General features: G+C 48.5%; 11 protein-coding genes. 9 read left to right on the forward strand and 2 right to left on the reverse strand.

Going from position 1 to position 13422, the window contains the following annotated elements:
• Positions 1-122 precede the first annotated feature (122 nt).
• On the reverse strand, positions 123-1040 hold the full coding sequence (locus tag CLOSYM_RS03895) for a GDSL-type esterase/lipase family protein (RefSeq protein WP_009296194.1): 918 nt from the start codon (positions 1038-1040) through the stop codon (positions 123-125).
• A 12-nt stretch (positions 1041-1052) separates the two neighbouring features.
• Complete coding sequence (locus CLOSYM_RS03900; protein WP_021641041.1) at positions 1053-2471, reverse strand: MBOAT family O-acyltransferase; 1419 nt, start codon at positions 2469-2471, stop codon at positions 1053-1055.
• A 269-nt stretch (positions 2472-2740) separates the two neighbouring features.
• Between CLOSYM_RS03900 and CLOSYM_RS03905 the strand changes: the two genes are divergently transcribed.
• From CLOSYM_RS03905 to CLOSYM_RS03945, 9 genes are all read left to right on the forward strand, one after another.
• Positions 2741-3607 carry an MBL fold metallo-hydrolase gene (locus CLOSYM_RS03905; protein ID WP_021641043.1) on the forward strand — a complete coding sequence of 289 codons (867 nt, stop codon included), beginning with the start codon at positions 2741-2743 and terminating at the stop codon, positions 3605-3607.
• 73 nt (positions 3608-3680) lie between these two features.
• On the forward strand, positions 3681-4184 hold the full coding sequence (locus CLOSYM_RS03910; RefSeq protein WP_003498667.1) for a dihydrofolate reductase: 504 nt from the start codon (positions 3681-3683) through the stop codon (positions 4182-4184).
• 242 nt (positions 4185-4426) lie between these two features.
• A complete protein-coding gene (locus tag CLOSYM_RS03915; RefSeq protein WP_021641045.1) occupies positions 4427-5317 on the forward strand; it encodes a sulfide/dihydroorotate dehydrogenase-like FAD/NAD-binding protein in 891 nt (296 codons plus the stop codon).
• Positions 5317-6714, forward strand: a complete 1398-nt coding sequence (gene gltA, locus CLOSYM_RS03920; RefSeq protein ID WP_003498662.1) for an NADPH-dependent glutamate synthase — start codon at positions 5317-5319, stop codon at positions 6712-6714. The genes CLOSYM_RS03915 and gltA overlap by 1 nt, the downstream gene beginning before the upstream one ends.
• Positions 6715-6973: 259 nt before the next feature.
• Entirely contained in the window at positions 6974-8347 is a 1374-nt protein-coding gene (locus CLOSYM_RS03925; RefSeq protein WP_003507991.1) for an MATE family efflux transporter, read from the forward strand.
• A gap of 146 nt (positions 8348-8493) precedes the next feature.
• On the forward strand, positions 8494-9186 hold the full coding sequence (locus CLOSYM_RS03930) for an iron-sulfur cluster assembly scaffold protein (RefSeq protein WP_003498658.1): 693 nt from the start codon (positions 8494-8496) through the stop codon (positions 9184-9186).
• Positions 9187-9281: 95 nt separating this feature from the next.
• On the forward strand, positions 9282-10292 hold the full coding sequence (locus tag CLOSYM_RS03935; protein WP_021641047.1) for a GGGtGRT protein: 1011 nt from the start codon (positions 9282-9284) through the stop codon (positions 10290-10292).
• A gap of 457 nt (positions 10293-10749) precedes the next feature.
• On the forward strand, positions 10750-12090 hold the full coding sequence (locus tag CLOSYM_RS03940) for a YjiH family protein (RefSeq protein WP_021641049.1): 1341 nt from the start codon (positions 10750-10752) through the stop codon (positions 12088-12090).
• A 91-nt stretch (positions 12091-12181) separates the two neighbouring features.
• A complete protein-coding gene (locus tag CLOSYM_RS03945) occupies positions 12182-13147 on the forward strand; it encodes an alpha/beta fold hydrolase (protein WP_021641050.1) in 966 nt (321 codons plus the stop codon).
• The last annotated feature ends 275 nt before the right edge of the window (positions 13148-13422 follow it).

A 13422-nucleotide genomic window follows, 5' to 3' on the forward strand; every position in this document is an offset into this window, starting at 1 on the left:
CCCGCAGCAATTCATTCCGGCCGGATTCCCCCCATCACGACACCCTCCAACCGGGGCCGGAAGACTCAGACAGACTCCCTCGCCACACCGGACATAGTCCGTTCCGGACGCGTCCTCCATCCTCAATCAAAAATCCATTCTGTCCATAACGCATAATATTTACCAAGAACATGGGAGCCGTCGGTCGTATACGTTTCATTCAGATTGCCGCTTTCATCGTCGAATATTACATTGACATCGATATAAGGGCAATTCTCCTCTGCGGCAATCTGTTTGATACCCTGATTCAGCGCATTGATATTTTCATTATTGTAAATAGGGCTCCGGTCCGACTTTGTTTTGGTTACATGCAGGTTAGCTTCCAGAATCAGGGCTGCTTCGGGCTGCTTTTCTTTTATATAGCTAACAACGGTCCGGTACTGCTTTAAAATATTTTGATTGCCGTAGCCCAGTTCATTGATGCCGAGCATCAGGAAGACGGCCTTATAATTTTTTTCCTCCAGAAGCTGATTTAAAGTCTTATCACTTCCAGCGCCTTTTTTCGGTTTGCTGTCCAGTAGATTAAAGACGCTCATCCCGGAATCTGCGAATACGTCGGCATTTCCCAAGTCGCCGTATTCCGACAGGCCGACCGTTCTGGAATCTCCGATAAACAGTACGTCCGTCAAATCAGGGCTGACTGCACCAAGTTCCTTCTTCCAGCCGTCCGATCCGGGTTCGCCGGGAGCGTTGCCTGAAGTCTTTGACGGCTCTGAGGGTGAGGGCGGAGACTCCGGGGGAGCGGGCAACGGCGAAGACTCCGGGGGAGCGGGCAACGGCAGAGCTTTTAGGGAGTCGGAGGGACGCAGAGTCTCCGGAAGAGTTGACGAAAGAGCGGCAGATACGGGGAAGGCAGGATCCCGGACGGCGGCTGATGCGGCAAAATCTTGTTTCACTGTCTTTCCGGCTTCCGGTTTCATCAGAACACCTCCGATCATTGCGGCAGCGGCGGCGATGAACAGGCTGAAGGACAGGAGAATCGTATACCAGTATTTGTGCATTGCTTTTTCTCCTTAAAATCTGAAATATAAAAACGGGTCATCGGCGCCTGCGCGGATGCGGTAGATGCAGGCCCAGAATAAAAGCAGAAGGATCACTGCGGTGATGACATTCTTTTTGTAATGATTGTAGATATTTCGGGGCAGAGCTGTTATAAAGACAAGTCCGGCCGTCAAAGAGCCGGAATACAGCCTGCCGTATTTCAAAAAATCACCATTGAAATAGGTGAGTTGGGTATTTCGTGCCAGGAAAGGAAAAAGCCTTTGGACATAGACTGATATATCAGACAGTTCCGGTAATGCAAATACCATCCAGGTCAATGGAATTGCCAAAGCCATGTAGGCATGTCCTGCAAGCGGAAAACGGTGCAGGAAACGCAGCAGGGCCAGCTTTTCAACGGATATCAGCACAAAGAGGAGCAATCCCCAAAGTAGAAAATTCCAACTGGCGCCATGCCAGAACCCGGTTAAGAGCCATACGGAAAACAGATTAAAGAAGGTCCGCGCCGGTTTCTTTCTGTTTCCTCCCAACGGGATATACAGGTAGTCCCGGAACCAGTTTCCGAGAGTTATGTGCCATTTCCGCCAGAATTCCGTCATGGACAGAGCCATGTAGGGATGCTCAAAGTTATTGGGCAGCTTAAAGCCGAGGATTTCGCCAAGCCCCTTTGCCATCAGAGAATAGCCGTAAAAATCAAAGTAAATCTGCATGCTGAATGCGGTGAGTCCGAGCCAAGCTAATGGGGTGGAAATGCTCTCATAGCCTATGGCCTTCACATCATTCCAGAGTCCTCCGATTTGATTTGCCAGTAAAACCTTTAGGCCTAATCCGATCGTAAATTCGCGAAGCCCGTTTTCCAGGTGTAAAAGAGAGTGCCTGCGTGCGCTGATTTGCTTCCGGACAGAAGCGTACGTGACAATCGGACCTGCTATCAGCTGGGGAAACATGCAGATATACATGCCAAAATTGATGAGGGATGGTTCGAAACAGATATCCTTCCGGTAAACGTCTGTCAGGTAGGAAATGGCCTGGAATGTGTAGAAGCTGATTCCAATGGGCAAAATAAAGGCGGGACTTGACAGCCGGAAGGAGCAGCCTGTTTCAGCAAGTAATAAGTTAATATTTTCCGAAATAAATCCGGCATATTTAAACAGCACAAGCCATGAGAGGTTGTAAAAAATTCCCGCAGCCAGCCATCCTTTCCGACAGCCGCTTTTCCTTCTGCGTCCAAGTCTTATACCCAGACGGTAATTGACGAAGACGGAAAAGAGCAGAAGCGCCGCGTAGAGAGGGTGGTCTTTGACTCCAAATGAGTAGAATAACAGGCTCCCCGCCAGAAGGCAGGCGTTCTTCCACCTGCGGGGAGTCAGGAAATATACAAACAGGAATATCGGTAAAAAATAAAAAATGAAAGTAAGACTGCTGAAAACCATAACCAGGACTTCTCTTTTCTCATAAGTAATATTTAATGACAATAGATAGACGGGCAGAGTGGGCAGAAAGTTTCAATAAATAAAAAATATATGGCAGGAGACAATGACAGATACGCTGCACGAATGAACCGGCGCCTGACGCAATGTGCGCAAATGAGAAAAACAATGAGAAAACACTCCTGCCAAACCTTGTATTTAAAAGAAAAATATAGTAAAATTACCCCTGATAAACTTGAGATGGCGGCAAAGAACCGGAAAGGAGAAAAAAAATGACAGTCACAGATGTATCCGGAGTTGGAAAAGCAGCCGTGTTTTTAATTAAGGGTGAAGCAAATATTCTGTTTGAGGCAGGAATGGCCTATGCGGCAGATTTGATGATAGAAAATATAAGGAGGGAACTGGGAGACGGGCAGGTGGATGCCGTTCTGATATCCCATTCCCATTATGATCATGTGGCCGGTCTTCCGGCCGTGCGCATGGCCTGGCCGGGAGTTAAGGTATACGGCTCAGAGCGCGCAAGGGAAATACTGCTAAAGCCATCTGCACTCTCCGTGATTCGCAGCCTGAGCGGTGACGCGGCAGAAGCGGCGGGAATGGACTGGGACAGGAATTACAGGGATGAAGATCTCAGAGTCGATGTCGTGCTGGAGGATGGAGAAACCGTCAAAATAGGAAATCACAGTGTCCTGGCGTTTGAAACAACCGGTCATACGAAATGCTCGCTGTCCTATATTGTGGATGGTGAATTGATGCTGTGCAGTGAGTCGGTCGGGGTGATGGGACCTTATGGCGGTTATATGCCGGCTTTTCTGGTTGATTATATCGGCGCAAGGGAATCCATTTTAAAATCGGCGAAATATCATGTGAAAGAAATTATATTAAACCATTACGGCCCAGTCAGTGAGGCGGATAAGCCGAGAATCTGGGATATTCTGCTGGAAAAGCTGGAGGGCAGTAAAAAACAGATGACGGATGTAATGAAACGGTGCACTTCTGATGAGGAAGCGCTTAAAGAGCTGGAGAGAATTTTTCATGGAAATGTAGATAAAAAGGAGCAGCCGGATGAGGCGTTTAATATCAATGCGCTCAGTATGATGAAAACGCTGAGGAGACAGTTCCCGGAGGAATTCCGGTGATACGTATCCTGTATCTATATTTATAGAAGAGATAGCGCTTCAGCCGGAAAACAAAAGGAAGGACAGGTACGGTATGCAGTTAATTGCGGCAGTGGATAAGAACTGGGCTATTGGTCATAAAGGGCAGATGCTGGTTGCGATACCTGCGGACCAGAAGTGGTTCCGCCAGGAAACGATGGGAAAAATTATTGTGATGGGGAGAAAGACTCTGCTCACTCTGCCGGGGGAGAGACCGCTGGACGGCAGAATCAATCTCATTCTGACAACGGATAAAAGCTTTAAGTTAAAAGGAGCGGATGTCTGCCACAGTGTGGAAGAGGTGTTGAATAGGATCAAATGGTATAAAGAAGAACGGGGATTTACGGATGAAGATGTTTTCATTATCGGCGGACAGAGTGTTTACGAGCAGTTCCTTCCCTACTGTGATACGGCGCACATCACTTATATTGATTATGCTTATCAGGCGGATACTTATCTTGTGAATCTGGACAAAGAGGGCTGGATTGTGACGGAAGAAAGTGATGAGCAGACTTATTTTAATTTGTGTTATGAATTCAGGAAATATAAGAGGCCATAGGAATTAGGCGGATTTTTGCACATCCGGTAGGGCGGATTTGAACAGACAGCAGTATTTTAGGAGGTGAAGCCACGTTTTTGCTTGTCTTTATAGAGGTGAAGTGGTAAAATGTAGGCAATCTTTTGCATATTTATTGCCATCATCCGGCAGCGGCGCCGGTTTTGCCGGTCTGCCGGACCGCATAGGCCGGTATACAAAAGTTAACGACAGGTTGAATAGAACGAGGAAACAGGAGGAGAAACATGTATCAGATTTTAAAAGCGGAAAAGCTGGCTGATAAAATTTATCTGATGGAAGTGGAAGCTCCCAGAGTTGCGCGCTCATGCGAACCGGGGGAGTTTGTGATTGTCAGGATAGATGAAGAGGGGGAACGGATTCCTCTGACCATTTGTGATTATGACAGGGAACAAGGGACAGTTACCATCGTGTTCCAGACGGTCGGGGCGTCGACGGAGCGGATGGCACTTTTGAAGGAAGGGGACACCTTCCGTGATTTTGTGGGTCCCCTTGGAAATCCTTCCGACTTTGTGAAGGAGGACCCGGAGGAACTGAAAAAGAAACGGATTCTCTACGTGGCAGGAGGAGTCGGAACGGCTCCGGTATACCCGCAGGTGAAGTGGTTAAAGGAACACGGCGTCAAGGTGGATGTTATCGTCGGCTCCAAGACAAAGGATCTCCTGATTCTGACAAAGGAGATGGAGGAGCAGGCGGAGAATCTTTACATAACAACGGATGACGGCTCCTATGGCCGCAAAGGAATGGTAACGGAGGTCATAACGGAGCTGGTGGAGAAAGAGGGCAGGCGTTATGATACCTGTGTTGCCATTGGCCCGATGATCATGATGAAATTCGTCTGTCTGCTGACAAAGAAGCTGAATCTGCCGACGGTGGTCAGCTTAAACCCCATCATGGTGGATGGGACAGGGATGTGCGGAGCCTGCCGTGTGACGGTGGGAGACAAGGTGAAGTTCGCCTGCGTGGACGGGCCGGAGTTCGACGGCCATCTGGTCAATTTTGATGAGGCGATGAAGAGGCAGCAGCTGTACCGGACCCAGGAAGGCAGGGCTATGCTGAGACAGCAGGAGGGCGCCACACATCACGGCGGATGCGGACATTGCGGAGGTGAGGAATAATGGAAGCCAGAAGAGACATGATGGTTAAAGTACCGGTGAGGGAACAGGAACCCCAGGTGCGGGCCGCCAACTTTGAGGAGGTGTGCCTGGGTTATAATAAAGAGGAGGCCATGGCGGAGGCGGAGCGCTGCTTAAATTGTAAGAATGCCAAATGTATCGCAGGCTGCCCGGTGGCAATCGATATCCCGGCGTTTATCGAAGAGGTAAAGAAGGGAGAGATTGAGGAGGCTGCCCGCGTGATAGCGAAGGCGTCGGCTCTGCCGGCGGTATGCGGCCGTGTCTGCCCGCAGGAGACGCAGTGTGAGGGGCAGTGCATCCGCGGCATCAAGGGAGAGCCTGTTTCCATCGGAAAGCTGGAGCGTTTTGTGGCCGACTGGTCCAGAGAGCATGGCTTTGTGCCGGAGGCGCCGGAGAAGACGAACGGGAAAAAGGTGGCGGTGATCGGCTCCGGCCCCTGCGGCCTGACCTGCGCCGGGGATCTGGCAAAGCTCGGTTATGAGGTCACGATTTTTGAGGCCCTTCACGAGCCGGGCGGCGTGCTGACCTACGGAATCCCGGAGTTCCGTCTTCCAAAGGAGGGCGTCGTACAGCCGGAGATAGAGAATGTGAAGAAGCTGGGCGTAAAGCTGGAGACCAACGTGATAATCGGGAAATCGGTGACCATCGATGAGCTGATGGAGGAAGAGGGCTTTCAGGCCGTGTTCATCGGTTCGGGAGCGGGCCTGCCGAAGTTCATGGGAATCCCGGGGGAGAATGCGAACGGAGTGTTCTCAGCCAATGAATATCTGACAAGAAGCAACCTGATGAAGGCGTTCCGCGATGACTATGACACACCTCTGATGATAGGAAAGAAGGTAGTGGTAGTCGGAGGAGGAAACGTTGCCATGGATGCGGCCAGGACGGCGCTGCGTCTGGGAGCCGAGGTACATATCGTATACAGAAGAAGCGAGAAGGAGCTGCCTGCCAGGGCGGAGGAAGTACATCATGCAAAGGAGGAGGGAATCCGTTTCAACCTTCTGACCAATCCGGTGGAAATCCTGACGGACGAGAATGGCTGGGTAAACGGGATCATCTGCCGGAGGATGGAGCTTGGGGAGCCGGATGAATCGGGCAGAAGAAGGCCGGTGGAGAAGGCCGGTTCTGATTTCAGGATTGATGCGGACACGGTTATCATGGCGCTTGGCACCTCCCCGAACCCGCTGATATCGGCGACTACGGAGGGACTGAGCGTAAACCGCTGGAAATGCATTATCGCCGATGAGGCCGATGGAAAGACGACGAAAGAGGGCGTGTATGCAGGCGGAGACGCTGTGACGGGAGCTGCGACGGTGATCCTTGCAATGGAAGCCGGACGCGCCGGAGCCCGCGGGATTGATGAGTACCTTTCCGGTAAATAATGGTCACAGTTTAAACTGTCTGAACTGTTACAAATAATGTGCTTAAAGGGGCCGTCTGTATTCGAGCGCGTTTTCAAATACGCTCGAACCGCCTCTCTTAAAATGAATGCAGCCCTGGCCGGAACGTAGAGTGTCGGCCGGGGCTGTTGCTGATTGAAGGCGGTAATCTGCGGGCGGAGACCGCAGGCTGCCGCCGGCTGGCGGAAAAAGATCCGCGGAGTGCATTTTTTATAATATTAAATTGTTGAGGGAATATGAAATGAAGAAAAAGGTAGATTTGCTCCATGAGCCAATCCTGCCCGGCCTTACCCGGCTGGCAGTGCCGATTATGGCTACATCACTGGTTCAGATGGCGTATAATCTGACAGACATGGCATGGATAGGAAGACTGGGGGCCGGGGCGGTGACGGCAGTGGGTACCGCCGGAATGTATAGCTGGCTGTCACAGGGAATCGTGGATCTGGCTAAAATCGGGGGCCAGGTAAAAGTAGCGCACGCTCTCGGCGCCGGCAATGAAAAAGATGCGGCCCAGTACGCTAAATGCGCAATTCAGATGGGACTGCTGTTTGCCGTGATGTTCGGCCTGATTTCGTTCTTTGGCGCAAAGTATCTGATTGGATTTTTCGGGTTGAAGGATCCGGTAATTATTGCAAATTCACAGAATTATCTGAGGATTGTCTGCGGGCTGATTCTTTTTCCGTATATCAATTCAGTGCTTACAGGTATCCTTACGGCTAACGGAGACAGTAAAACGCCGTTTAAGGCAAATGTGATCGGACTTGCGGCTAATATGGTATTAGATCCGGTTCTGATATTCGGGATTGGTCCGTTTCCGGCCATGGGAGTAGTGGGCGCCGCAGTGGCGACCGTCACGGCCCAGATTACGGTTTCATTTATTTTTATTCTGGCTGTCAGAAAAGAAGAGGTTCTCTTTGGCAGCTTCCGGTTGTTCACCGTTACCCCGGTCCGCTATATTAAAGAGATTGTCACAATCGGATTTCCCGCTTCGATTCAAAACCTTATTTATGCCAGTATTTCCATGGTACTGACGAGACTGGTGACCGGGTGGGGAGACACGGCGGTGGCGATTCAGAGAGTCGGCGGCCAGGTGGAATCAGTTTCCTGGATGGTGGGAGAGGGATTTGCGGCAGCAGTCAATTCATTCACCGGCCAGAATTTTGGCGCGGGTCTGTTTGACCGGGTTAAAAAAGGGTTTTCAGCGGCGGTGAAAATGATGGGGATCTGGGGACTGATGACGACATCCCTGCTGATATTTCTGGCGGAACCTATTTTCAGTATTTTTATCCGGGAGCCGGATGTACTCGGGGCCGGAGTGGAATATCTTCGGATTCTCGGCCTTTCCCAGTTCTTTATGCTGATTGAACTGACATCCATCGGAGCGTTTGCCGGTTTAGGCAAAACCTCGATACCATCAGTCCTGAGCATAATCCTGACTTCAGCCAGGATACCGCTTGCAATTGTGTTTTCCTCGATGGGACTTGGGCTGAACGGAATCTGGTGGGCGCTTACCGTATCCAGTGTGGCTAAGGGAATTATCTTTTATATCGCATATAAGATGACGCTGCGGAAAGTGGAGAAAAGAATGGGGCCGGGGTTACAAAAAACGACGTAAATACTCAAAAAAATGCCTGTAGTTTTGTGAAAAGTTTTCAGCAAAAAACTATAGACGAATTGAGGGATACGTGAGATAATATGTACAAGTATGATGTGATAAAATTAACAAAGTACTAACACATTCATTTTGAAAGGAGTCTTAAAATGATTTATTCACACGAAGTTGAAAGTATGTGTCCAGTAGCGCAGGGCGTTAATCACGGCTGTGCTCCGATTCCGGAAGAAGCAAAATGGGTAAAATCCAGAGAGGTTAAAGATATCTCCGGTTTAACTCACGGCGTGGGCTGGTGTGCTCCGCAGCAGGGCGCCTGTAAGCTGACTCTGAATGTTAAAGAGGGAATCATTCAGGAAGCTTTAGTAGAGACAATCGGATGTTCAGGCATGACACATTCCGCAGCCATGGCAGCGGAGATCCTTCCCGGAAGAACGGTCCTGGAGGCGCTGAACACAGACCTTGTCTGCGACGCAATTAATACGGCGATGAGAGAACTCTTCCTTCAGATCGCATACGGAAGAACACAGAGCGCATTCTCTGAGGATGGTCTTCCAATCGGTGCGGGTCTTGAGGATCTGGGCAAGGGACTTCGTTCTCAGGTTGGTACAATGTATGGAACATTAAAGAAAGGTCCGCGTTACCTGGAGATGGCAGAAGGCTATGTAACGGGAATCGCTCTCGATGAAGAAAACCAGATTATCGGATACCAGTTCGTAAATCTCGGCAAGATGACGGATTTCATCAAGAAGGGCGACGATCCAACTACCGCATACGAGAAATCCAAAGGCCAGTACGGCCGTGTGGACGATGCGGTGAAGATTATCGATCCGAGACAGGAATAAGTGGGATAATCAGCAGGGAACGTTTGAATCCCCTGAAAGAGTTACATAGACATAGACTTAATAGCAGGTAAATTATTAAGGAGGATCATAGAGTTATGGCATTATTTGAATCATATGAGAGACGAATTGACAAAATCAATTCCATATTAAACAGCTATGGCATCGCTTCCATTGAAGAGGCTGAGAAAATCACAAAAGATGCTGGACTGAACGTATATGACCAGGTTAAGAAAATTCAGCCTATCTGCTTTGAAAATGCAGGCTGGGCTTACACGGTAGGCGCTGCCATTGCCATCAAAAAAGGATGCAGAAGAGCGGCGGACGCAGCGGCGGCAATCGGTGAGGGACTTCAGTCCTTCTGTATCCCGGGCTCCGTTGCCGACCAGCGAAAAGTTGGTTTAGGCCACGGCAACCTTGGCAAGATGCTTCTGGAAGAAGAGACGGACTGCTTCTGTTTCCTGGCTGGCCATGAGTCTTTTGCAGCCGCAGAGGGAGCCATCGGTATTGCCGAGAAGGCCAACAAAGTGCGTCAGAAACCTCTTCGCGTTATCTTAAACGGTTTAGGAAAAGATGCCGCACAGATTATCTCCCGTATTAACGGATTCACCTATGTTGAGACAGAGATGGATTATTACACAGGCGAGGTTAAAGAACTCTGGAGAAAATCTTACTCCGAAGGACTGAGGGCAAAAGTTAACTGTTACGGAGCGAATGATGTGACGGAAGGCGTTGCCATCATGTGGAAAGAGGGAGTAGATGTTTCCATTACAGGTAACTCCACAAACCCGACAAGATTCCAGCACCCGGTTGCAGGCACCTATAAAAAAGAGTGTTTGGAAAAAGGCAAAAAGTACTTCTCCGTTGCATCCGGCGGCGGCACAGGCCGTACGCTTCATCCGGATAACATGGCGGCAGGTCCTGCTTCCTACGGTATGACGGATACACTGGGACGCATGCACTCCGATGCCCAGTTCGCAGGCTCCTCCTCCGTTCCGGCTCATGTTGAGATGATGGGTCTGATTGGAGCCGGAAATAACCCGATGGTCGGAATGACAGTGGCCGTTGCGGTAAGCATTGAAGAGAGCGCTAAAGCTGGGAAATTCTAAGAAAACACCGATTTTGATTTGATATAATGTTAGCAAAGAAAAGTAGTTATGTCCGTATAGCATAGCAAAAACCCAGAGAGTGGCAGTTTCTCTGGGTTTTCTTTATTATGTATTCCGTGATGGCATCTCCTTCCTGCTGGAAAGAGTCAACAGCAATTGTTACAATATATCTATTATAATGATATGATGTTGGAGGCAAAAGGTCTTTTGACCCCTTTGATACCGGATTGCTCCGCACTGCGTGCTCTCACAATCCTCAAAAACATTCGCAATCCGCTCATTTTTCTGCGAAAAATGGCTTCTTACTCATGTTTTTGGCGGGTCCCAAGATTAAAAATCTTCATGCAAGCAAGCTTGCATCATATTTCCAACCTTTTGACCCTGGTATCATGACATTCTGTTACAATTAAGGTATAATGAGTGGAGACTGTAAAAAGGGATAGCTCAGGAGGTACAGATGAATTCTACTTCGAAAAATGCAGAAAACAAAACGGTAAATAATCCAGGAATTGCAGCTAAATTTATAATTCTCAGCCTGATTGGGATTTTTTTGTTTTTTGTTCCGATACGGGCTGGCGGAGCCAGCACAATCCCGGTCGAATTCCTGGTAAGTTATCTGATAAGCAGTTTTAAGCCGGTGGTCCGCCTCTATGCACTGGCGGTGATTTTGATAGCCGCCGTTTTGCCTTTTATCAGAAAAACGTGGAAAAAAGATGCCTTAACTACCGTATTCACCTTCAGCAAAATACTTGGAGCCGTTTTTACGGTTATCGTTTTTTCGGGCTTTGGCCCTGAGCCAATTATAAGGGCTGACCATGGTCCCTTTTTATTTGAGGCACTTGTTATCCAGGTTGGGGTCCTGCTCCCCATAGGCTCCATTTTTCTGACCTGTCTTATGAATTACGGGTTTATCGATTTTATCGGGCAGTTTCTCCGGCCAATCATGCGAACCATTTGGAAAACTCCGGGCCGTTCCGCCGTGGACGCCGCCGCATCCTTTATGGGCGGTAATGCCATAGGATTGATGCTAACGAATGAAATGTATAAGAATCAAAGGTACAATACCAGGGAAGCATCTGTCATTGCCACGGGTTTTCCCGTTGTCTGTGTTTCATTTTTTATTGTTGTAGCAAAAACAGCCTCTATCATGCATTTATGGACACAATTTTTTCTGACTTCGCTTTTAGTTACATATGGAGTTACCGCAATTACTGCGCGTCTGTATCCACTGGCAGGAAAGTCTGCCGGATACTACCGGGAAGGAGAAGGGGTCCCTGAAGAAAAACCGGACGGACGGCTCATTAAGGCAGCATGGACAGAGGGGCTGCGGGTCTGCCAGGATGCAGGACCAGTTCTTTCAAACATTACAAAAAACGTTAAAAATTCCTTTGGACTAATCTTGGAAGTTTTGCCGAATTTTATGTCCATTGGCCTTATCTCATTGATCTTAGAAAATTATACACCTGTTTTTGACTGGTTCGGTTACTTATTTTATCCCGTTACACTGCTTTTACAGATTCCGGAACCACTCTTGGCTGCAAAAGCCGCGTTCCTGGGCCTGGCGGAAATGTATCTTCCGGTTCTCGTAGTGGCCGGCGCACCGGAGAGAACTCGTTTTATCATCAGTATATTGAGCATTTCGCAGGTCCTGATGTTTACCTCCACGATCCCCTGTATCACAGCTACGGAAATTCCTGTTTCACTCAGGGAAATGATGATTATCTGGCTGGAACGGACTATCCTTTCCCTTTTTCTGATAGTACCGGCAGCATATCTGCTATTTCTCTGGATACAATAGATTTTATGTAATGACGAATCTTTCCATCAGAGTGTTCTGCCGGGAAGATATGGTTGAAAACATATGGTCAGTCTGACCAGAAGGGAAACAAATGAATAAACGTAAGGTAATCAGAGGTATCCTGTTTTTACTTACAGTTCCAATGGCTGCAATGGGAGTGTTTATAGGTTTTCATAGAATAAGCTTACAGATTGAGCGCCGGAAATTTCCACCCATTGGGAAATTGGTGGAGGTGAACGGCCATCAAATGCATGTATATTCGGAGGGAGAGGGAGGGGAAACGCTAGTATTTCTGTCTGGTTCCGGAACTGCTGCGCCAGCCCTGGATTTTAAGGCTCTTTACAGCAGACTGAGCAGCCGTTACCGGATTGCCGTGGTGGAACGGGCCGGCTATGGATTCAGTGATACGGCCGATACTCCCAGGGATATTGATACGGTATTAGAGGAAACCAGGGAGGCTTTGACGCTTGCAGGCGAATCAGGACCCTATATTTTGTTTCCGCATTCCCTGTCAGGTATTGAAGCAATTTATTGGGGACAGAAATATCCCTCGGAGGTGAAGGGGATTATTGGGCTTGATGCCGCTGTCCCATCCATTTATCTGTCCTGGGGGGAAGAGATATTAAATAAGAGTGCAGAAAGCATGGCAAAAATATCAGTCTTATATCAGGCGGGAATGGTACGGCTGCATCCCGAGATATATGATACCGATCCTGCAATGACCGGAGATATATTGTCAGACGAAGAAAAAGCAGCTTATAGAGCTGTGGTTATGAAGAGTTTTATGACAAAGAATATGGTGGATGAGGCAAGATACGCTTATGCGAATGCCGCAAAAGTGGATTCCCTGGAAAAGCCGGTTCAAATTCCGGTACTTTATTATATATCCGACGGTTCTCAGGTTGTAGAGGGATGGAGGGACATCGTCACATCCTATATTGCATCATTTGCAGAATCACAATATGAGTTTTTAGATTGCGGTCACTATGTTCATGATGAAATGCCAGACGTAATCGCAGAAGGAAGTATAAAATTTATCGATTCACTCTCTGATTAAAGGGAATGGTTAATCAAGCGTTCCATCATTTAATAAGTGAGAAAATGAAACATTAGGCGCACCGTCCAATAGACGGATGCGCCTAATGTTACAATGACTTACATAACTGCAGCGGCCTGCCATATTAAAGATCTGCCTGCATAATCCCGTCCATTAGACAGCGCAGGAAACATGAATCGAATCGGAAACATGATTTTCTATATCTAATTAGCCAGCAGGTCAGTTAAAAGTCCGTGGCTGTGGCCTTGGAGGCCTGGGCGGCTGGGGAGGTCTTG

This window comes from [Clostridium] symbiosum ATCC 14940 (genome assembly GCF_000466485.1).
Classification (GTDB): domain Bacteria; phylum Bacillota; class Clostridia; order Lachnospirales; family Lachnospiraceae; genus Otoolea; species Otoolea symbiosa.